Source organism: Plantactinospora endophytica (assembly GCF_016862915.1).
GTDB lineage: Bacteria > Actinomycetota > Actinomycetes > Mycobacteriales > Micromonosporaceae > Plantactinospora > Plantactinospora endophytica.
In genome coordinates, this window is the sequence record NZ_BONW01000044.1 from 246,236 (window position 1) to 266,360 (window position 20,125).

General features: G+C 73.7%; 23 protein-coding genes. 8 read left to right on the top strand and 15 right to left on the bottom strand.

Going from position 1 to position 20,125, the window contains the following annotated elements; translation table 11 throughout:
* Position 1: 1 nt before the first annotated feature.
* On the bottom strand, positions 2-961 hold the full coding sequence (locus tag Pen02_RS37305; protein ID WP_203870888.1) for a trans-aconitate 2-methyltransferase: 960 nt from the start codon (positions 959-961) through the stop codon (positions 2-4).
* A 94-nt stretch (positions 962-1,055) separates the two neighbouring features.
* Between Pen02_RS37305 and Pen02_RS37310 the strand changes: the two genes are divergently transcribed.
* The gene (locus Pen02_RS37310; protein ID WP_203870889.1) at positions 1,056-2,039 is read left to right on the top strand and encodes an aldo/keto reductase; all 984 of its coding nucleotides are present in this window, start codon (positions 1,056-1,058) and stop codon (positions 2,037-2,039) included.
* A gap of 132 nt (positions 2,040-2,171) precedes the next feature.
* The gene (locus Pen02_RS37315; RefSeq protein ID WP_203870890.1) at positions 2,172-2,375 is read left to right on the top strand and encodes a hypothetical protein; all 204 of its coding nucleotides are present in this window, start codon (positions 2,172-2,174) and stop codon (positions 2,373-2,375) included.
* Positions 2,376-2,520: 145 nt separating this feature from the next.
* Here the strand turns inward: Pen02_RS37315 and Pen02_RS37320 are convergent, their stop codons facing one another.
* The 9 genes from Pen02_RS37320 to Pen02_RS37360 all read right to left on the bottom strand — a co-directional run bounded on the left by Pen02_RS37320 (position 2,521) and on the right by Pen02_RS37360 (position 9,271).
* Entirely contained in the window at positions 2,521-2,724 is a 204-nt protein-coding gene (locus Pen02_RS37320; protein WP_007075740.1) for a cold-shock protein, read from the bottom strand.
* Between the two features lie 254 nt (positions 2,725-2,978).
* On the bottom strand, positions 2,979-4,583 hold the full coding sequence (locus Pen02_RS37325) for an MFS transporter (protein ID WP_203870891.1): 1,605 nt from the start codon (positions 4,581-4,583) through the stop codon (positions 2,979-2,981).
* Complete coding sequence (locus tag Pen02_RS37330) at positions 4,573-5,265, bottom strand: LppX_LprAFG lipoprotein (RefSeq protein WP_203870892.1); 693 nt, start codon at positions 5,263-5,265, stop codon at positions 4,573-4,575. The genes Pen02_RS37325 and Pen02_RS37330 overlap by 11 nt, the downstream gene beginning before the upstream one ends.
* A gap of 72 nt (positions 5,266-5,337) precedes the next feature.
* Complete coding sequence (locus Pen02_RS37335) at positions 5,338-5,610, bottom strand: DUF4235 domain-containing protein (protein WP_203870893.1); 273 nt, start codon at positions 5,608-5,610, stop codon at positions 5,338-5,340.
* Positions 5,607-5,918, bottom strand: coding sequence for a DUF3618 domain-containing protein (locus Pen02_RS37340; protein ID WP_203870894.1), 312 nt, complete (start codon positions 5,916-5,918; stop codon positions 5,607-5,609). Before Pen02_RS37340 ends, Pen02_RS37335 begins: the two co-directional genes overlap by 4 nt.
* On the bottom strand, positions 5,915-6,346 hold the full coding sequence (locus tag Pen02_RS37345; RefSeq protein WP_203870895.1) for a phage holin family protein: 432 nt from the start codon (positions 6,344-6,346) through the stop codon (positions 5,915-5,917). Before Pen02_RS37345 ends, Pen02_RS37340 begins: the two co-directional genes overlap by 4 nt.
* Positions 6,347-6,620: 274 nt before the next feature.
* Entirely contained in the window at positions 6,621-7,838 is a 1,218-nt protein-coding gene (locus Pen02_RS37350; protein ID WP_203870896.1) for a mechanosensitive ion channel family protein, read from the bottom strand.
* Positions 7,839-7,966: 128 nt separating this feature from the next.
* The gene (locus Pen02_RS37355) at positions 7,967-8,788 is read right to left on the bottom strand and encodes a DUF1206 domain-containing protein (RefSeq protein ID WP_203870897.1); all 822 of its coding nucleotides are present in this window, start codon (positions 8,786-8,788) and stop codon (positions 7,967-7,969) included.
* 147 nt (positions 8,789-8,935) lie between these two features.
* On the bottom strand, positions 8,936-9,271 hold the full coding sequence (locus Pen02_RS37360; RefSeq protein WP_203870975.1) for a hypothetical protein: 336 nt from the start codon (positions 9,269-9,271) through the stop codon (positions 8,936-8,938).
* 99 nt (positions 9,272-9,370) lie between these two features.
* Here Pen02_RS37360 and Pen02_RS37365 point away from each other — a divergent pair, with 99 nt between their 5' ends.
* From Pen02_RS37365 to Pen02_RS37375, 3 genes are all read left to right on the top strand, one after another.
* A complete protein-coding gene (locus Pen02_RS37365; protein ID WP_203870898.1) occupies positions 9,371-10,627 on the top strand; it encodes a cysteine desulfurase-like protein in 1,257 nt (418 codons plus the stop codon).
* A 2-nt stretch (positions 10,628-10,629) separates the two neighbouring features.
* Positions 10,630-10,908, top strand: coding sequence for a GNAT family N-acetyltransferase (locus Pen02_RS37370; RefSeq protein ID WP_239141930.1), 279 nt, complete (start codon positions 10,630-10,632; stop codon positions 10,906-10,908).
* Positions 10,909-11,025: 117 nt separating this feature from the next.
* Positions 11,026-12,057 (top strand): PQQ-dependent sugar dehydrogenase, encoded by a 1,032-nt coding sequence (locus tag Pen02_RS37375; RefSeq protein WP_372445752.1) that lies wholly within the window; start codon positions 11,026-11,028, stop codon positions 12,055-12,057.
* A gap of 32 nt (positions 12,058-12,089) precedes the next feature.
* Here the strand turns inward: Pen02_RS37375 and Pen02_RS37380 are convergent, their stop codons facing one another.
* Together Pen02_RS37380 and Pen02_RS37385 are read right to left on the bottom strand one after the other, a co-directional pair.
* Positions 12,090-12,875 (bottom strand): DUF6042 family protein, encoded by a 786-nt coding sequence (locus Pen02_RS37380; protein WP_203870901.1) that lies wholly within the window; start codon positions 12,873-12,875, stop codon positions 12,090-12,092.
* A gap of 89 nt (positions 12,876-12,964) precedes the next feature.
* A complete protein-coding gene (locus tag Pen02_RS37385; RefSeq protein ID WP_203870902.1) occupies positions 12,965-14,482 on the bottom strand; it encodes a glycoside hydrolase family 3 protein in 1,518 nt (505 codons plus the stop codon).
* Between the two features lie 141 nt (positions 14,483-14,623).
* On the opposite strand from Pen02_RS37385, the gene Pen02_RS37390 reads away from it, so the two are divergent.
* From Pen02_RS37390 to Pen02_RS37400, 3 genes are all read left to right on the top strand, one after another.
* Complete coding sequence (locus Pen02_RS37390) at positions 14,624-14,821, top strand: hypothetical protein (protein ID WP_203870980.1); 198 nt, start codon at positions 14,624-14,626, stop codon at positions 14,819-14,821.
* Positions 14,822-14,946: 125 nt separating this feature from the next.
* Positions 14,947-16,599: a RecQ family ATP-dependent DNA helicase gene (locus tag Pen02_RS37395; RefSeq protein WP_203870903.1), complete on the top strand. Its 1,653-nt coding sequence runs from the start codon at positions 14,947-14,949 to the stop codon at positions 16,597-16,599.
* 156 nt (positions 16,600-16,755) lie between these two features.
* Positions 16,756-17,262, top strand: coding sequence for a hypothetical protein (locus Pen02_RS37400; protein WP_203870904.1), 507 nt, complete (start codon positions 16,756-16,758; stop codon positions 17,260-17,262).
* Between the two features lie 164 nt (positions 17,263-17,426).
* On the opposite strand, the gene Pen02_RS37405 is transcribed toward Pen02_RS37400, so the two are convergent.
* From Pen02_RS37405 to Pen02_RS37415, 3 genes are read right to left on the bottom strand one after another with little or no spacing between them, the layout of a single operon-like run.
* Positions 17,427-18,407: a DNA topoisomerase IB gene (locus tag Pen02_RS37405; RefSeq protein WP_203870905.1), complete on the bottom strand. Its 981-nt coding sequence runs from the start codon at positions 18,405-18,407 to the stop codon at positions 17,427-17,429.
* Positions 18,391-19,425 carry a glycosyltransferase family 9 protein gene (locus Pen02_RS37410; protein ID WP_203870906.1) on the bottom strand — a complete coding sequence of 345 codons (1,035 nt, stop codon included), beginning with the start codon at positions 19,423-19,425 and terminating at the stop codon, positions 18,391-18,393. The genes Pen02_RS37405 and Pen02_RS37410 overlap by 17 nt, the downstream gene beginning before the upstream one ends.
* The gene (locus tag Pen02_RS37415) at positions 19,422-20,090 is read right to left on the bottom strand and encodes an SDR family oxidoreductase (protein WP_203870976.1); all 669 of its coding nucleotides are present in this window, start codon (positions 20,088-20,090) and stop codon (positions 19,422-19,424) included. The genes Pen02_RS37410 and Pen02_RS37415 overlap by 4 nt, the downstream gene beginning before the upstream one ends.
* Positions 20,091-20,125 lie beyond the last annotated feature (35 nt).

Genomic DNA, 20,125 nt, shown 5'->3' on the forward strand with positions numbered 1-20,125 from the left:
CCTACGGACGGGCGCCGGTACGGGCGACGAAGAAGACGCGGTGGAACGGAAACTGCACCAGCCCGTGCCGGACCGGGTACGCCGCGACGAGCCGCTCGTTCAGCGCGGCGCGGAACTCGTGCCACGCCGTACCCGCGCCGCCCAGGGCGGCCCGGACCGGACGCAGCGCGGTCCCCTCCATCCAGGTCAGCACCGGATGGTCGGCGCCGGTGGCCGGAAGCAGGTGCACGTAGGTAGTTTCCCAGGCGTCGACTTCGCAGTTCGCACCGGTCAGCAGGCCGGCGTAGCCGACCGCGTCGGAGACCGGTGCGGCCCGCAGCAGGTCGGCGAGCAGGTCGTGCCAGCGCGGGTCGCCGGCCACCTCCCGCAGCGCGCGGTGCGAGGCGGCGTCGAAGTTGCCCGGCACCTGGACCGCGAGCCAGCAGCCGGGGGCCAGTTCCCGGGCCCAGCGCAGCAGCAGTTCCTCGTGTCCGGGCACCCACTGCAACACCGCGTTGGAGACCACCACGTCGACGTCGGGGCCGGGCGACCAGTCCCGCGCGTCGGCCACCGCGAATTCGAGCTGACCGTCGCCGGCCGGGCCGCCGCCGTCCGCGCCGTCGCCACCGTCCGCGCCATTGCCGGCGGTCGCGCCGGGGCCGGTGGTCGCGCCGGGGCCGGTGGTCGCGCCGGGGCCGGTGGTCGCGCCGGGGCCGGCGACCCGCTCGGTACCGCCGCCGTGCGCGCCGGGTCCGTCCGTCCGAGCGGCCCGGGTGGCGGCGGCGATCATCTCGGGTGAGGAGTCGAGCCCGACGACCCGGGCCGCCGGCCAGCGGGCGGCCAGGGTGGCGGTCAGGTTGCCGGGACCGCAGCCGAGGTCGACCACGGTACGGGGACGCTCGGCGCCGACCCTGGCGAGCAGGTCGTGGAAGGGCCGGGACCGTTCGTCGCCGTACCTGAGATAGCTGGTCGGGTCCCACATGGCGCCTCCAAACCGTACGTACGTCTTGCTTACCATACCGGCCGGGGTCCGGGCCGGGAAGGCGCGGATTCGGCGCGGGGATAGGCTCGCCGACGTGGAAAAGCGGAAACTGCCGCGGTTGAACCGCGAGGTCGGCGTGATCGGACTCGGCGCCTGGCAGCTCGGTGCCGACTGGGGCCAGGTCAGCGAGTCGGAGGCGCTGGCGGTGCTGACCGCCGCCGTCGAGGGCGGAGTCACCTTTCTGGACACCGCCGACGTCTACGGCGACGGGCGCAGCGAGCAGCTCATCGGCCGCTTCCTGCGCGAGCGGCCGGACGCCGGGCTGACCGTCGCCACCAAGATGGGCCGCCGGGTGCCGCAGACCCCGGACGCGTACGTGCTGGACAACTTCCGGGCCTGGACCGACCGCTCCCGGGCCAACCTCGGAGTGGACGTACTCGACCTGGTGCAGTTGCACTGCCCGCCCACCCCGGTCTTCTCCACCGACGCCGTCTACGACGCCCTGGACACACTGGTCGCGGAGCAGCGCATCGCGGCGTACGGGGTCAGCGTCGAGACCTGCGACGAGGCGCTCGCCGCGATCGCCCGCCCCGGGGTGGCCAGCGTGCAGATCATCCTCAACGCTCTGCGGCACAAGCCGGTCGAGCGGGTACTCCCCGCCGCGCTCGCCGCCGGGGTCGGCATCATCGCGCGGGTGCCGCTCGCCAGTGGCCTGCTCTCCGGCCGGTACGACGAGCACACCACCTTCGCCAGCGACGACCACCGCAACTACAACCGGCACGGGGCGGCGTTCGACGTCGGCGAGACCTTCTCCGGAGTGGACTACGAGACCGGCCTGGAAGCCGTACGCCGACTGCGTCCGGTGGTGCCGCCGGGCGCCACGATGGCACAGTTCGCGCTCCGGTGGATTCTCGACCAGCCCGGTGTCTCGGTGGTCATCCCCGGTGCCCGCAACGCCGAACAGGCGCGGGCGAACGTCGCCGCCGCCGCGCTCGCCCCGCTGTCGGCCGAGGCGACCGCCACGGTCGGGTCCGTCTACGACGAACTGGTCCGCCCGCAGGTGCACGATCGCTGGTAACCCGACCGGAGCAGCCGGAGCGTACCGTCCGTCGCGTGCGTCGGGGTGCGCTCCGGCCCGGAACGCGGATGGCGGTGTGCGACCATCGGTTGGCTGTACGCAACGGTTTCGTCGCGGAGAGGAGCAACGGAGATGAAGGGGTGGCTCCCGCTCACCCTGGGACTGCTGGCCGTCGTCGTCGGCGCGGTGTGGACGTTGCAGGGACTGGGCCGGCTGGGCGGCAGCATGATGACCGGCGAGCCGCTCTGGGCCGTGATCGGGCCGGTGGTGGTGGTCGGCGGACTCGTGCTGGTGGTGCTGGGCCTGCGCGCCCGCAACCGGGGCACACCATCCTGACCGGCACCGCCCTGACCGGCACCGCCCTGACCGGGAGCGGTCCGCTGCCGGTACCCGGAAACGCGTCGAGCCCCGCGGGGCGCGGGGCTCGACGTGGATCCCAAAGCAATCGAAACTCGGGCCGGCGGGGGCCGGCCGTCAGGAATCAGATGGGGCGAACCTGCTCCGCCTGCGGCCCCTTCTGGCCCTGAGCGATCTCGAACTCCACCCGCTGGTTCTCCTCCAGCGTGCGGTAGCCGCTGGTCTGGATGGCCGAGAAGTGGACGAACACGTCAGCACCCCCGCCGTCGACGGTGATGAAGCCGAAGCCCTTGTCTGCGTTGAACCACTTCACGGTTCCCTGCGCCATGTGTATCTCCTTCTAAAACTGGCGGCCGAGCACGCCGTGCGGCCGGTTGGCCGTTTTCGAGCAGCGGCGCCTTGAGTCGGCCCCCACGAAGGCGGACTTCCCTCGACCCACGCAATCTCTCAACAGCGTGGAACAGCAAACCACGTACGCAAAAACTTCGCATAGCCTACCCGACGAAATTCTCCGACATGTGACCTGAGAGAGCGTCCGGTTGCCCTCCGGGACATCGACGACGGACCACCGCGACCGGTCCGCTAACCGGACGAAACCGGATCAGCCCGGGAACTTCCCCCGGCCTCGTCGACGGGTGTGCCGGATGGACCCGCCGGTGCGCCGAGCTGTTCGGCCGGCCGCTCCCGGCCGCCCAGGGCAACCGCCACAACCGCGCCGAGCAGGCAGAACAGGGCCGCGCCGGTGAACATCTCGGCGTACTCGACCCGGAGCGCGTCGCGTACGGCGGCGGTGTAGTCGGCGACCTGTTGCCGGTAGACGGCGCGGTCCACACCGAACGGCAGCGGGGTCACCAGATCGGCGGTGAGTTGCTGGAACCGGTGCAGCCCCCATGCGGTAACGGCGGCGACGCCCAGCAGCATGCCGACCATCCGAGCCACCACCAGCGCGGCCGACGCGACACCGTGCTGCGCGGCCGGTACCGCGCGGAGCACGACCGCACTCAGTGGGGCGAGGACCAGCCCGAGACCGAAACCGGCCAGCGCCAGGTCGGTGTCGAGCCGGGGCAGCCCGACCGACGCGATCGCGTAGCGGGCGGACAGCGGATCGGTCGGCCAGTCGGCGATCAGCAGGTAGCCGAGCACGGCCAGGGCCAGCCCGCCGACGGTGGGTACCCGTTCGCCGAGTCGCCGGGTGAGCAGACCGCCGACCACCGCGCCGACCGGCAGCGCCACCAGGAACCGGGTGAGCAGCAGCGCGCCGTCCACCGCGTCGCGGCCGAGTACCGTCTGGGCGAAGAGTTGCACGTCGACCAGGGTCACCATCAACGCGGCACCGGCCAGTGCGCTCACCCAGAGGGCGGCCAGGAACGGCCGCATCCGTACCCCGGTCGGGTCCAGCAGTCGGGTCCGGGCCCGGGCCTGCCAGAGCAGGAACCCGCCGAACGCCAGCACCCCGGCCCCGACGGTGACCGGACCCCAGGGCGGCAGCAGCGAACGTGCCGGATCGGGGTTGTAGAGGCCGACCACGAGCAGCCCGAGCGCGACCGCCAGCAGTACCCCGCCGACCACGTCGACCCGCTGCCGGGCGGCGTCCGGCCGGTCGTCCCGGGCCGGCAGGGTCAGCCGGACCAGCACCGCCGCCACCACCGCGAGCGGCAGGTTCACCCAGAAGACGCCGCGCCAACCGACCAGGGCGGCGAGCCCGGCGCCGTAGAGCGGGCCGAGCACGCTGCCCAACTCCTGCGCCGCCCCGACCAGCCCCAGCGACAGCGCCCGACGGCGGGCCGAACCGAGGTCGGAGACCAGTGCCATCGTCACCGGCAGCAGCGCACCGCCGGCAAGGCCCTGCACGGCCCGCCCGGCGACCAGCAGCGGCAGGCTGTCGGCCAGCGCGGCCAGCACCGAACCGGCGGCGAAGCCGGCCAGGCAGACCTCGATGACGATCCGCCGGCCGTACCGGTCGGAGAGGCGGGCCAGCAGCGGCATCCCGGCGACGTAGCCGAGCAGGTAGCCGGTGACGATCGGGGTGGCCCGCTCCAGCCGGTTGACCGGCACCCGCAGGTCGCCGAGGATCTCGACCAGCAGGGTCACCACGACGTACGCGTCGAGGGCGGCGAGCAGCACCGCCACGCCGCCCACCCCGATCGCGAGCCGGCTCCCGGCCCGTGCGTCGGGATCAGGGGACACGGATGGTGACCGGAGCGTCGTACTCCGAGAAGGTCACCGTCACCGTGCCGGTCTGGCCGGGCACCGGGAACCTGGCCCGGTGCAGCAGCTTCCGGTCGGCGCCGATCCAGAGCGTGCCGGTGACGTCCGCGCTGACCCCGGGCACCAGGTTGCCGAGCGCGGCACCGGGCAGCGTCCCCTCGATCCGGTAGGTGTCGACCCCGTCGACCTCCTCCCGACCCTTGGTGCTGCCGGTGGTCTTGCCGACCAGGTTGGCGACGCCCCGGTCCGGGGAGAGGATCGCGGTCGGGTCGTAGATCGCCGCAGCGGTCGCCAGCGGCAGCTTCTGCCAGCCGCCGGTCAGCCCGTTCACGTGCAGCGTCTCGTCCTTGACCACGAACGACAGCTCCAGCGGCAGCCCGGCCTGCTCCAGCTTGGCGGTGCCCTGGGCCTCGCCGGCCGCCGTGATCACACCTTCGGCGGCGCTGATGCCGAGGCTGTCGGCCGCGCCCTCGGTGGCGATCACGAAGCGGGCGGTCTTCACCGTGCCGAGTTCGGTCGCCGCGCTCGCGAGCAGTTCGGCGGCCTCGGGCAGCGGGGCGGCGTCCTGCCCGGCCGGATCGTCGCCGCCCCGGTCCGTGCAGCCGCCGGAAACGGCCAGCAGCAGGCTCAACGCACTGGCGAACACGATGGATCGACGCATACCCGAAGCGTACTCACGACCGCTGGTCCGGCTACCGGCATCCCGTACCCGAATCGGCCGCGACCGGCTCGATCAGTCGGGCCAGCGGCCGGTCAGCCGGCGTACGCCGATCGCGCCGCCCCGGTCCACCGCCGCCCGGACGACCGCGAAGATGGCCCCCTGCAACGCGGCGGCGGCCAGGATCTCGCCCCAGCCCCGGTCCTCGTCGATCGCGTCCGGCGCCTCACCGTCACCCGCGGTCAGCTTCCATACCTGCCGGAACACGGCACCGGCCGCCACACCGGCGGCCATACCGAGAAGTATGCCCACCGGACGGTAGGCCACCTTGCTGACTGCCCTGTTCACCCACGTCTCCCTCGTGCCATCAACACCACGATCGCCAACGCCAGCGCTCCGGCCCCGAGCACGGCCCAGGACACCGGGTGCCGCAACGCTACCGAACCGGCATCGTGCACGGACGACCGCACGTTGGCGGTGGTCTGCCCGGCCCGCTGCTTCATCCGGTCCCGGGTCTGTGCGGCCGAACCCTTGATCCGGGCCTTCACGTCCGCCTTGGCCGCCAGCGCCTGCACGGTCTCGCCGAGTTCGGCCCGGGTCTGCCGGATGTCCGCCCGGAGCGCCTCCGGGTTGCCGAAGCCGTTGCTGCGGGTCATCCCTGTCCCCTGTCCCGGACCGCCGAGGCCACCGTACGCACGTCGGCGCGCAGGCTGTCCGCCGTCGCACTGGGCATCGGCGGCACCGCCCGGCGTACCTGCCGGCGGCCGACCAGCGCGAAGAGCCCGGCCAGGATGAACAGCGCCCCGGCCACCACGAGCGCGGCGGCCCAGGCCGGGATCACCAGCGCCAGCCCCAGTACCGCGGCGGCCACCAGGACGCCGAGTCCACAGAGCGCCATCGCGCCGCCACCGCCGAACAGGCCCACCCCGATCCCGGCGTGCCGGCCCTTCTCGGCCAGTTCCATCCGGGCGAGCGCCAACTCGTCCCGTACCAGCCGGGACACCTGTTCGGTGGCGCGCTGCACCAGCTCCGCGGTGGACTGCTCCGCGACCGGGCGCGCGGAATCGCGTACGACATCGGCCATGGTGTCCTCCTTTCCCGGTTGCTGGGCTGTATGCCCCGCTCGCCGGCGGTTCAATCCTGTTGACCGTTCGTCGCGCCGTGGTGACGCGGCTGTCCCGCCCGAGCCGGTGCGCGGCGCCTGGCCGGGCGGTGCGGCGGAGGGCGATTCGTCCCACCCCGCTGGAGTCAGTGTCCGCCACCGGGCGGCCCGCTCGCGGCCGATCCGGCAGGTCAGCCGCACCGGCACAAGGCAGCGGCCCGGTCCGGCAGGACGGCGCGGCGGCTCGACGGGCCGGTCAGCGCGGTGGCGCCTCGGCCGGCTCGTCCGGGCCGACGAAGGCACTGCTGCGGGCCTCGCCGTCGTCGGTGCCGCCGAAGAGCCGGGCGTCGTCGGGCGGCTCGTGCTCGGCCGGCCGGTTGTTCGTCGGTGCGCCGGGCACCGGCCCGCGGGGTTCGGTCGACTGCCACGGCAGCCGGCCGGAGGCGTCGCCGACCTCGGTGCGCAGCCGGGGCAGCGCGGTCGGCCGCTGGTCGCGCAGCCAGCCGACCAGATGCTCGCGGACCAGGCAGCGCAGGTCCCAGAGCCTCGGCGCGTCGGCGGCACTGACCAGGGCGCGCAGCCGGACCATTCCACCGACCGCGTCGGTGACCTGGAGTACGCAGGTCCGCCCGTCCCACAGCTCGGTACCCTCCACCAGCCGGCGCAGTTCCTCCCGCATCGCCTGCACCGGTACGGACCAGTCCACCTCGAACTCGGCGGTGCCCAGCACGGCGGCCTGGGTACGGGTCCAGTTCTGGAACGGCTTGGTGGTGAAGTACGACGTCGGCAGGATGAGCCGCCGGTCGTCCCAGATCTGCACCACCACGTAGCTGAGGGTCAGCTCCTCGATCCGGCCCCACTCCCCCTCGACCACCACCACGTCGTCGAGCCGGACGGCGTCGCTGAACGCCAGTTGCAGCCCGGCGAAGACGTTGCCGAGCACGCTCTGCGCGGCCAGCGCGGCGACCACGCCGATCACCCCGGCCGAGGCGAGCACGCTGGCGCCGACCCCGCGCACGCTGGGGAAGGTCATCAGCATCACGCCGGCGGCCAGCACCACGATGACCGCGATGGTGACCCGGCGCAGCATGACGATCTGGGTCTTGATCCGCCGGGCCTGCCGGTTGTCCGGCACGTCGATCCGGAACCGGGCCAGCGCGGTGTCCTCGCTGACCAGCAGCAGCGAGGCGACCAGCCAGGCAGTGGTGCCGATGACCGCCAGCACGAGCAGGTGCAGCAGGGTCTGCCGCCACGGCGTACCGATGCCGTAGTTGGTGCTGAACCGCACGCCGAACTGGATCGCCAGCACGGTCGCGGCGACCTGGAAGGGCCGGTGCGAGTGCTCGGACAGTTCGCTGAGCAGCACGGAGCGCCGGCCGAGCCGGCGTACGGTCCGGTGCACCACCTCCACCACCGCGAGGGCGAGCAGCGCCGCACCCGCCGCGACGATGAGGGTCCACAGATAGCTGTCCACCAATGTTCTTCCTTCCACGCCGAAACCGGGTGCCGCTGCGGGATGTCTCCCGAGCCGCACCCGGCGGGGCTGCGAAGTACTTGTGGGCTAGATGTGCAGAATGCCGTATAAATCCCAACGCGTCCAGTTCAGACCTTGCGGTACCTCGCCTGCACCAGGCAGAACAGGGCGAACGCGGCGATGCCGAGCGCCACCAGCGTGAGCAGGATCGACCCGTACGCCTGCTCGCGCAGCGTGTGCAGGGCGGCGTCCAGGCCCCGGGCCCGGTCCGGGTCGTAGTTGATCGCGGCGGTCACCACGAGCAGCCCGGCGATGCCGTACGCGACGCCCTTGGCGACGTAGCCGGCGACGCCGAGCCGGCGGGCGAGTGTCCTGGTGTGCGGGCTCATCTCACCGGTCTTCAGGTGCCGCTCGAACTTCTTGACCGCGCCGTACCAGATCAGCCCCACGCCGAGGGCGGCCAGGGCCAGCCCGATCAGCCCGACCAGGAACTGCCCGCCGGACGAGGCCATCAGCTTCTCGGTCAACGCCTGCTGCTTGTCCGCACTGGACGAGTTCGCCTGCTGCACCACCTGGTAGGAGGTCCAGGCGAAGTAGAGGTAGAGAAGAGTCCGGCCGACCGAGGTGAGCCGCTCCAGCACCCGCTCGCGGCCACGGTATTCCTGGTGCCCGATCGCCGCCTCGAACGCCTGCCAGATCGCCATCGCGAGCAGGCCGACACCGATCGCACCGACCAGGAAGCCGCCGAGCGGCTGGGCGGCCAGGGTACGCAGTGCGCCGGACTGGTCGCCGTCGTCGGCCGGCCGGCCGAAGGCGATCTGCAATGCCAGCCAGGCGAAGAGCAGGTGGACGAGCCCGTAACCGACAAAGCCGGCCCGGGCGAGGATTTCCAGGGGCTTGCTGTTGGCGGCGCGGGCCGCGCTCGCTCCGGCGGTAGAAGTCGCTGACATGCGATGTCAATGACCGATCGCGAAGATTTCCAAACGTCCGGGCCTGGCGTGCGTGGTGCCGCACCCGGGCTCCGGGGCGGCGGCACTCCTCCGAGCCGGGTGCCGGCGGTGGCAGGTCGACCGCCACCGCCGCCCCGTTGTCGCGGCTCAGCCGGCGTTGCGGCCGATCCGCACCACCACCTGCTCCTGGTCGGCACTCTCCACCGTGGCGTAGAGCCCACCGACCTCGGTGGCCTGCTGGCCGACGGTCAGCGAAAGCTGCTCGCCGGCGACCTCGATGGTCACCTTGTCACCGTCGACACCGATCAGCTTGGCCTCCACCCCGAGGAGGCTGGCCTGGGCGTCCACGCCCCGGTCGAAGGTGACGGTGCAGGCGTCGAGCCCGCAGTCGGTGGTGGCGCCCTCGGAGCTACAGCCGGCCAGGACGGCCGCACCGAGGGCCAGGCCGGCAAAGAGACCGGCGGCACGACGGACGGTGGTCATTTGGCGGTACGGGGGATTCGTCACCCCACCAAGGGTACCCGGGGTGATCCAGGCAACGGCTCTGCCGCGTACCCGGCTACGGCGGTTATGGTGCCTGCCATGCCGTTCGAGATCGCCCGGGTCCGGGCCGCCTACCCCGCCCTCGCCGAGGGATTCACCCACTTCGACGGGGCCGCCGGCACCCAGGTGGCCGCACCGGTCGCCGACGCGGTGGCCGGCACCATGCGGGCAGCGGTGGCGAACCTGAGCAGCGCACACGTTCCCGGGCAGCGCTCCGGCGAACTGGTCGCGGCGGCCCGCCAGGCGGTCGCCGACCTGCTCGGGGTGGCGCCGGACGGGGTGGTGTTCGGGCCGAGCGCCACCGCGCTGACGTACCACGTGGCCCGTACGCTCAGCCGGTCGTGGCGACCCGGCGACGAGATCGTGGTCTCCCGACTCGACCACGACTCCAACGTCCGGCCCTGGGTACAGGCCGCCGAGGCGACCGGCGCGGTGGTCCGGTGGGCGGAGTTCGACCCGGAGACCGGCGAGCTGCCGGCCGGGCAGTACGCCGACCTGGTCGGCCCGGGTACCCGGCTGGTCGCGCTCACCGCCGGCAGCAACGCGATCGGCACGGTGCCGGCGGTCGCCGAGATCGCCGCGATCGCGCACGCGGCCGGCGCCCTGGTCTACGTCGACGGGGTGCACGCCACCCCGCACGGTCCCACCGACGTCGTCGCGCTCGGCGCCGACTTCTACGTGACCAGCGCCTACAAGTGGTCCGGCCCGCACCTGTCGGCGGTGGTCGCCGCCGACTCGGCCCGCTGGGCGGAGCTGCACCCGGCCAAGCTGCTGCCGTCGCCGGACCGCGCGCCGGACCGGTTCGAACTCGGTACGCCGAGCTTCCCACTGCTGGCCGGGATCCGGGCCGCCGTCGACCACCTCGCCGAGCTGGACCCGACCGCCACCGGCGACCGTCGGGCCCGGGTCCGGGCCGGGCTGGCCGCCGCGCTGGCGCACGAGGAGTCGCTCTTCGACCGGCTGTACGCCGGACTGGCCGGGCTGCCCGGGGTGACCGTCCACGGTGCGCCCCGGCACCGCTGCCCGACGGTCTCGTTCCGGCTCGCCGGCCAGACCCCGCAGCAGACCGCCGCCGCGCTCGGCGAGCGCGGCGTCTGCGTCTCGGCCGGCGACTACTACGCCTACGAGTACTTCTCGGCGCTCGGGCTGCGGGACAGCGGCGGGGCGGTGCGGGCCAGCGTCTACCACTACAACACCGGCGAGGACGTGGACCGGCTGCTCACCGAACTCGACCGGTTGGTCGTGGGCGGGGTCACCGCCGGAACCGGGCCGGTGGGTGGAGAATTGCTCCGGTGAGCATGTTGGTCGAAGAGAACCCCGCCCGTCGACGCTTCGAGATCCTGGTGGACGACGCCCTGGCCGGCTTCGTCGCCTACCAGATCCAGTCCGGGACGAAGGTGCTGGTGCACACCGAGGTCGACGAGGCGTTCGAGGGCAAGGGGGTCGGCAGCGCGCTGGCCCGGGGCACCCTCGACCAACTCCGGGACCGGGGCGAACTGGTCGCCGTCACCTGCCCCTTCCTGCTCACCTTCATCGAGCGCCATCCCGAGTACGCCGCCGTGGTCGTCGACGCCTGAGCCACGCCGGGGGGCGTGCCGGCTCGGCCCCGGGGACGGACTACGGTCGTACCCGTGGCGGAGCCGGAAGTGCGCACGACGGGCCGGACGGGTCGGGTGGTGGCCGGAGTGGTCGCGGTGGCCGCGCTCGGCGCCGCCGTGGTCGGGGTGGGGCTGTGGCGGGGCTGGTTCGCCGACCCGTCGGTCTCGGACGCGCCCCTCGGCCGGCCCGGCAGCGTGCAGACCCTGGTCCGTGACCTCGCCGCGCCCTGGGGACTGGCCTTCCTGCCGGACGGCACCGCGCTGGTGACCGAGCGGGACAGCAAGCGGGTCCTCCAGGTCTCCGGCGGTACGGCCCGGGAGGTGGCCCGGATCGAGGAGGCGGCACCCTCCGGCGAGGGCGGCCTGCTCGGCCTCGCCGTCTCCCCCGCCTACGCCACCGACCGCTGGGTGTACGTCTACTACACCGCCGCCGACGACAACCGGATCGCCCGGCTGCGCCTCGGCGAGCCGGCCCGGGAGATCGTGCTGAGCGGCATCCCGCGCGGCTCCCGGACGCACAACGGCGGCCGGATCGCGTTCGGGCCGGACGGCATGCTCTACGTCGGCACCGGGGACGCTGGGGACCGGGACGCCGCACAGGACCGGAACAGCCTGGCGGGCAAGATCCTGCGGATGACGCCGGACGGCCGGCCCGCCCCGGGCAACCCGTTCCGGGACACCCTCGTCTACAGCTACGGCCACCGCAACGTGCAGGGGCTGGGCTGGCACGCCGACGGCACCATGTGGGCCGCCGAGTTCGGGCAGAACCACTACGACGAACTCAACCGGATCAGGGCGGGCGGCAACTACGGGTGGCCGGAGGTGGAGGGCGACTCCGACGACAACCGGTTCGTCGCCCCGGTCGCCACCTGGGGCACCGACGAGGCGTCGCCGAGCGGGCTGGCGGTGGTCGGCGACCGGGTCTGGCTGGCCTGCCTGCGCGGGCAGCGGCTCTATCGGATCGGCACCGACGGGCAGGCCGCCGAGGCGCTGCTGACCGGCGACTACGGCCGGCTCCGGCACGTCGCCCCGGCGCCGGACGGTTCGCTGTGGGTGCTCACCTCCAACCGGGACGGACGCGGCTCGCCGGAGGACGGCGACGACCGGATTCTCCGGCTGGTGCCGTAGCCGACCGCCGGACGAAGCCGGACGCGAACCGGTCAGATCGCGTGTTCTGGGGCGGGGAGTTCGGTGAACGGGAAGCGGAGCCGGAAGTCCGGCCAGGGCACGCTGAGTCGCAGAAACCCGTCGCCACGGCCGGCGTCCACCCCCAGCTCGGCGATCTGACCGAGGTCGGTGAGGGAGCGCCGGGCCTGCTCCTCGGTGACCCCGGCCGCCCCGGCCAGGGTGGTCAGGCTGGTGCTGACCACCCGGCGACGCCACCGCCGCCGGGTGCGCTGGGCCAGCCGACGGATCGCGATGGCCACCAGTACGGCCTGGTCGTCCCGCTGCGCCCGGGCCTCCAACTCCCGCTCCGGCTCAGAGAGCGGCAGCACCTCCAACGGATCGCGGTCCAGCCGGGGCGTGACCCACGGGTCGGCCCCGTCACCCGCCTCGTCGTCGGCGAGGTCGAAGAGACCGAACTCGGCCAGGCAGAGCAGCAGCTCGCCGACGGTGTGCGGTACGGGTACCTCGCGCCGCCGGCACATCTCGGCGAACAGCTCGATCCGGGTCGCCCGGACCCGGACCATCCAGGCGTAGTGCTGCCGGGCGTGCAGCTCGGCGTCCTCGGCGTCCCGGCCGGTGCGGCGCCGCCGGGCCCGGTCCACCCACTCCTCGACGCTGCCGGGGTCGCACCACGCCGGGCCCTCCCACGGCACCAGCGTCGACCAGTCGGAACGGCGGAACCGGGACTGCTCGGGCACGACGGTGAGGTAGACGAAGGCACAGGGTAGCCACCGGATCCAGGACGGCGTGAGGGCGGCCCGCCGCCAGCGAGGGGTCACCGGACGAACGATACCGCGACTCGCCGTAAACGTGGGGGCACCCATGGTGACAGTGCTGGTACGGATCGGATGCCGACCCGAGAGTCCGATCAGGACCGTCCGGCGAGTACCTCCGCGACGGCCCGACCGGCGGCCCGGGTGGCGCCGTAACTGGCCAGGTGCACCCGGCCGGTGACCGTCGACGGTACGCCGAGTTCCACCACCACCGCGTCCGGGCGGGCCGCCAGGAGATGGCGTACCGCCGCCGTCATCCAGTCGTGCCGGTGCAGGTCCCGGACCACCAGCACCAGCGCCCGCCCGGCCGCCCCGGCCAGTACGCCGGACGGCGGCGTACCGTCACCGGCCAGGTCCTCGACGGCCAGCCGTACGCAGGTGGTGCCGGGGAGCAGCGCGGCCAGCGGCTCACCCACTCCCCACGGCGTCTCGGCGCCGATCGCGATGTTGCGAAGCGGCTCGAACTCCACCACGTGAGCCGGGCCGGTCAACGGCAGCGCGGCCGGATCACTGCCTTCGGTGACCCGGATCGCGCGGCGCGCGGCGGCCAGCCCGAGTGGTGAGCCGTCCGGGCCGGGGCTGGTCCACGCCTCCCGTTGCGCCCGGGCGGCACTGCTCCACGCGGCCAGCAGGCCGACCCGCTTGGCCGCCTCGACCAGCCGCTCCTCCGGCAGCACCCCGGCGAGTACCGCGTCGACGATCGCGTCCCGCGCCCGCAGGGCGTCCACCTCGTCGGCGTGCTCGCCGCCGATGCAGATCGCGTCGGCACCGGCGACCAGGGCCCGGACGGTCGCCCCGGCGAAGCCGTACCGGTCGGCGACGGCGCGCATCTCGATGGCGTCGGTCACCACCACACCCTGGAAGCCCAGTTCCTCGCGGAGCAGGTCGGTCAGCACCCGCCGGCTCAGCGTCGCCGGCCACTCCTCGTCGATCGCCGGTACCAGCAGGTGGCCGGTCATCACCGCCTGCACTCCGGCATCGATCGCCGCCCGGAACGGCGGCAGCTCGCAGGCGTCCAGCCGGGCCCGGGAGACCGCGATCCGGGGTACGTCGAGGTGCGAGTCGACGCTGGTGTCCCCGTGCCCGGGGAAGTGCTTGGCGCAGGCGGCGACCCCGGCAGCCTGGAGACCGCGTACCCAGGCGGCGGTGTGCCGGGCGACCAGCGCCGGATCGGACCCGAAGGACCGTACGCCGATCACCGGGTTGTCGGGGTTGGCGTTCACGTCCGCGTCGGGGGCGTAGTTCAGGGTGATCCCGGCGGCGGCCAGTTCGGCGCCGAGGTCGCGGGCGACCGCCTCGGTCAGCTCGGGGTCGTCGACCGCGCCGAGCGCCAGGTTGCCCGGCCGGGAGCTGCCGAGCCGGGACTCCAGCCGGGTGACGTCACCGGCCTCCTCGTCGATCGCCACCAGCACGTCCGGGCGTTCCGCCCGCATCGCGTCGGTCAGCGCGGTGACCTGCTCGGTGTCGACCACGTTGCGGGCGAACAGCACCACCCCGCCGAGCCCGTCGCCGAGCCATCGGCGCACCCAGTCCGGCGGTCGGGTGGTGCCGACGAACCCGGGCTGGAGCACCGCCGCCGCCAGGCTGGACAGGTTGTCCGTCGTTCCGTTCATCCCGCCGGTTCCCCCCGAATCTACAGTGGACAGCCGCCGCCCTGGTAGCGGCGGGTGCTGCCATGGTCACACCACCTCGACAAATAGTCAATAAACCTTCCTATTAACCGGAACGGGCCGCGACACGCGACAGTGCCGGCGATGACGTGGGACAGTGCTGGAATGCTGCCCAGCACCCTCCCGGAGACCGGGTCGCACCTCGCCGAGCTGCCGTACCCGCTGCTCGCCGCCGAGGAGACGAGCTGGTTCGACATCCCCGGCGTCCAGATCGTGGGCGCCATCCTCGGCACCGTGCTACTGGTCGCGGCCCTGCGATCGATGTTCGGCGGCCGTCGCTAGCCGTCGAACCCACCATCCCCGGTCTCACGGATGCCGGGGATGGCGACGGGGACGTCGTCCGGCTGCCGGGAGCAACCGACGGCGGCCGTTTCGGGACCGGGCCGCCGGGGTACCTCCGGCGACCGATGAAGCTGCCACCCCTGCACGCCACCCGGCTCCGCCGTGCCGCCCGGCACCGGTTCGGCTGGCGGTCGTTGCGCCCCGAACAGCTCACCGCGATGCGTGCGGTGATGCGCCGCCGGGACGCCCTCGTCATCCTGCCCACCGGCGCCGGAAAGTCGGCCGTCTACCAGGTACCGGCGACGCTGCTGACCGGACCGACGGTGGTGATCTCCCCGCTGCTGGCCCTCCAGCAGGACCAGATCGCCGCGCTCAACGACCGCGACCGCCCCGAACTCCGGGCGGTACGGATCAGCTCGGCGGAGAGCGCCGGACAGCGGGCCGCCGCCCTCGACGAGATCCGGTCCGGTCGCGCCCGGTTCCTGTTCACCACCCCGGAGCAGCTCAGCAACCCCGAACGGCTGGCCGAGGTACGCGCACTCCGCCCGGCCCTGGTCGCGGTCGACGAGGCGCACTGCATCTCCGCCTGGGGACACGACTTCCGCCCCGACTACCTGGCCCTCGGGCACCTGATCCGGGAGTTGGGCCGACCGCCGGTGGTCGCGCTGACCGCCACCGCGTCGCCACCGGTCCGGGACGACATCGTCGAGCGGCTCGGCCTGCGCAAGCCCAAACTGGTGGTCTCCGGGCTGGACCGCACCAACCTCTTCCTGGAGGTGGCGAACTGTGCCACCGAGGACTACCGATGGCGGCGACTGCTCGCGCTGCTCCGCGCCGAGTCCCGGCCCGGGATCGTCTACGTGCCGACCCGACGGGCCGCCGAGGAGCTGGCCGAGCGGCTGACCGGGGCGGACTTCCCGGCGAAGTACTACCACGGCGGGATGCCGGCCGGTCCCCGGGAGGAACTGCACGAGGACTTCCTCGCCGACCGGGTACCGATCATGGTGGCGACCTCGGCGTTCGGGATGGGCATCGACAAGCCGAACATCCGCTGGGTGGTACACATGGCCCTGCCGGACGCGCCGGACAGCTACCTCCAGGAGATCGGCCGAGCCGGCCGGGACGGTGATCCGGCCCGCGCACTGCTGCTCTGGCGGGCCGAGGACGTCGGACTGCGCCGCTACTTCACCGGCGGCGCCCCCGACCAGGAGGAGTTGCGCGACCTCGCCGCACTGCTCCGGGACGGCCCCACCACCCGGGCCGCGCTGCGCGAACGGACCGGACTCGGCGCCCGCAAGCTCGGTCAACTGCTCGCCCTGCTGGAACAGGCCGGTGCCGCCGAGACCCTCCCGGACAACCGGCTCGGCAGCCCCCGGTACGCCCCGAAGCCCGTCGACGCGGCCAGCGCCGCACTCGCCGAGGCGGAACGGCAGCAGACGGTGCAGCGGTCGCGTACCGACATGATGCGGGCGTTCGCCGAGGCCCGGAACTGCCGGGGCCAGTTCCTGCTGGCGTACTTCGGCGAACGGCTGGCCAAGCCCTGCGGGCACTGCGACAACTGCCACGCGGGGGGCCAGGACGCCGCCGCGCCGGCCCGGACGGAGGCGGACGAGCCGTTCCCGGTACACGGCACCGTGCGGCACACCGAGTGGGGCACCGGGATGGTGCTCGGCTACGAGGAGGACCGGATGACGGTGCTCTTCGACGAGGTGGGCTACAAGACCCTCTCGGTACGGGTGGTCAGCGAACAGGGCCTGCTGGAGCCGGTTGACGACTGATCTACGGTGTCCCGGGGTACGAGGTCAGCAGGACGCACCGGGACGGGTCGGCAGGACGCCCCGGGACGGCCGGGACGTCGTACGGCGATTCGGTTTGCCCTCGGCCGCCCGGTGCCGTGGGATGTGATGGTTTGTTCTCAGTGGAGGGAGGTTGCCGTGACCGAGCAACCGCTATATGCGAGCGAGTTCGGATTCTCCGACGACGAGTGGGGCCTGCTCGTCGGCCTGCCGCAGTCGGTGTTGACCGCGGCCAGCGCCGCGGAGTCGGACGGCAGCCGCCGGACCCGGACGGAGAACGCCGCCGGCCTGGAGAGCATCGCCGCCGGACGGGAGTCGGCCAGCCCGCTGGTCGCCGCCGTCGCCGGTGAGCTGATCACCCGGGTCGGCGACCCCGAGGTGGGCGAGGAGTTGCCGGCGATCGAGCCGGCCGACCCGAAGGCGTACATCGCCGACGTGCTGAGCCGGGCGGAGAGCGCCTCGAAGCTGCTGGCCAGCCGGGTCTCCGAGGGCGAGGCCGGGGCGTACCGGCACTGGCTGCTGACCATCGCCGAGCATGTGGTGACCGCCGCGTCGACCGGCGGGGTACTCGGCCTCGGCGGCGACGAGGTGACCGAGCAGGAGCGGCGGTTCCGGGACGAACTGTCGCACGTCCTCAACGACTGACCGACGGCGGAAACGACAGCGCCCCGTACCCCGCGAGGGTCACGGGGCGCTGTGCTGCTCACCTGTACCTCGGAGGCGTTACCCGGCAGCGGTAAGGCCTCTGACGTCCAGGTGAGCGTGACCGGGTCGGGGCGGCACCGTTGCAGCCGGACCACCACCGCCGGTCAGCGGCCGAGGAGCGCCAGAACGGCCCGTTCGGCCTCGGCGTCGGTACAGTCCGACGGCAGGTCGGCGACCGTGCCGCCCTGGTAGAGGTCGAGCAGGCGGGGGTCCACGTAAGAGGCTCGGGCCACCGCCGGGGTGTTGCCGAGTCGGCCCGACACCCGGCGCATCGCCTCGGCGACCACCCGGCGCCGCGCCGTCATCGACTGCTGCGGCCCGGCCTCGGCCAGCGCCCGGGACGCCCACAGCGTCGCATGCCAGGTGCGGAAGTCCTTCGCCGTCATCTCGCCGCCGCTGGCCGTACGCAGGTAGTCGTTGACCTCGTCGCTGCGGACGTCCCGCCAGGCCCGGCCGTCCCAGTAGCCGAACAGCCGCTGGGCGGTACGCCGCCGTCGGCGCAGTTCCCGCAGTACCCGGCACGCCTCGGTGTCGTCGATCCGGAGCACCTGGTCGATGCCACCCTTGGCCGGGAACTCGAAGACCACCGAGCCGGCGCGGGTCCGGGTGTGCTCGGGCCGCAGGGTGGCCACCCCGAACGTCGGGTCGTCGCCGGCCGCGTACTGGTCGCTGCCGATCCGGAAGGTGCCCATGTCGAGCAGCCGGGCCACGGTCGCCAACACCCGAGGGCGGCGCAGTCCCCGCCCGGCCAGGTCGGCACAGACCTGTTCGCGCAGCACCGGCAGCCGGGTGGCCACCTCCAGCACGTGGTCGAACTTCGCCTGGTCCCGGCGGACCCGCCAGGTCGGGTGGTAGAGGTACTGCCGGCGCCCGGCCGCGTCGACGCCGACCGCCTGGATGTGTCCGGCCGGGTGCGGGCAGATCCAGACGTCCCTCCAGGCCGGCGGGATCACCAGTTCGCGGAGCCGGGCCACCTCGTCCCGGTCCCGGATCGGCTGCCCCCCGGTGTCCAGGAAGACCACGCCGCGACCGCGCCGGCGCCGGCCGTACCCCGGGGCCGACAGGTCGCTACGCCGCAACCGCACGGCGGTACCGCCCCATCCGGTCGACCTCGTCCGCCGCCGCCAGCACCTCGTCCACCCCGATCGCCGCCAGCCCGGGGTGGATCCCGGACCCGTCGACCGCCTCCCGGCCGGGGCCGGCGCCGGAGGCCGGCGCCCGCTGCCGGCGGAACTGGTCGAGGAGATCGCCCGGGCCGCCCGGGTCCCTCGACGGAGCCGCCGACCGGTGCAGGGCGCGGTGCCAGGGCCGGTCCGGCGGCGGACCCCAGAGCTGCGGCCGGACCGGCCCGAACAACACGACCGAGGGCGTCCGGTACGCGGTGGCCAGGTGCGCGACCCCGGTGTCCGTACTCAGCACGAGGCGGGCGTACCCGACCACGGCGGCCAGCTCGACCAGGGTGAGCCGGCCGGCGAGTACCGCCGTGTTCGGCAGTCCGGCCCCGGTCGCCACCCGCTCCGCCAGGGCCTGCTCGTCCGGTGAACCGGTCACCACGACCCGGTGCCCGGCCCGGGTCAGCTCGCGGGCGAGGGTGGCGAAGCGGGCCGCCGACCAGCGCCGCCGGGTGCCCTTGCCGCCGGGGTGCACCACGGTCACCCCGACCGGTACCCGGCGGGGCGCGGGGCGGCGCAGGTCCAGGTCGTCCGGGTCGCAGTCGACGCCGTACCAGCTCAGCAGCCGGCACCAGCGGCGTACCTCGTGCTCGTCGGCCCGCCAGCGCGGGCCGTCGGTGTGGCCGGCCTCGGCGCAGTGGAAGCCGCAGAGCCGCTCCGGGCCGGCGGCGGCGAGCAGCCGGTGCGACTGCGGCCCCCGGCCGTGCAGGTTGACCGCCCAGTACGGTGCCGGCCCGGCCCGGTCGACCGGGTCCAGCCCGTCGGTCGGCAGCACGTTGTCCACGTCGCCGACCAGCTCCACCAGCGGGGTGAGCCAGTCCGGAGCGGCCACCGTCAGGGTGTGCTCCGGAAACGCGGCGCGCAGCCCGCGCAGCGCCGGCACCGCCGTCGCCAGGTCACCCACTCCGAGCGCCCGCAACACCAGGATCACGGATATGACGTTTCCCGGTCGGCGCAGACCACAATCTCCCGGATCGCGCATCCGGGCGGCTGGCGCAGCGCGAAGAGTACGGCCTCGGCGACGTGCGCCGGCTCGTTGAGTGCCGCGTCCTCCCCCGGCCGGTACTGCGGGTCGCGCTCGTCGAAGAACGCCGTCCGCATGCCGCCCGGCACCAGCAGGGTCACCCCGACCGCCCCGGCCAGCTCGGCGGCGAGCGCCCTGGTGAAGCCCACCACCCCGAACTTCGCCGCGCAGTACGCGGTCGCGTCCCCGACCGCCTTCACGCCGAGCGTGGAGGCGACGGTGACCACCGTGCCGTGCGAGCGTTCCAGATAGGGCAGCGCGGCCCGGATCACCGCCGCCGTGGCCAGCAGGTCGACGGTGACGACCCGCTCCCAGGTCTCCGCCGGCACCTCGCCCAACCGCCCCGGTACGTCGATCCCGGCCGCCGTGACCACTCCGGCGAGCCCGCCGGCCTGCTCGGCGAGTTCCCGGGTGGCCGCCTCGGCGGCCCGGGTGTCGGCGAGGTCGCAGCGCAGCCACTGCGCGGGGGTGCGCGGCGGCTGCCGGTCGAGCACCAGTGGCCGGCCGCCGGAGTTGGTGATCGCGGCCACCACCGCCGCGCCGAGCCCGCTGGACCCGCCGCTGACCAGCACCGCGCCGCCGAGGTCTCCGGCGCCGCCGGAGGCGG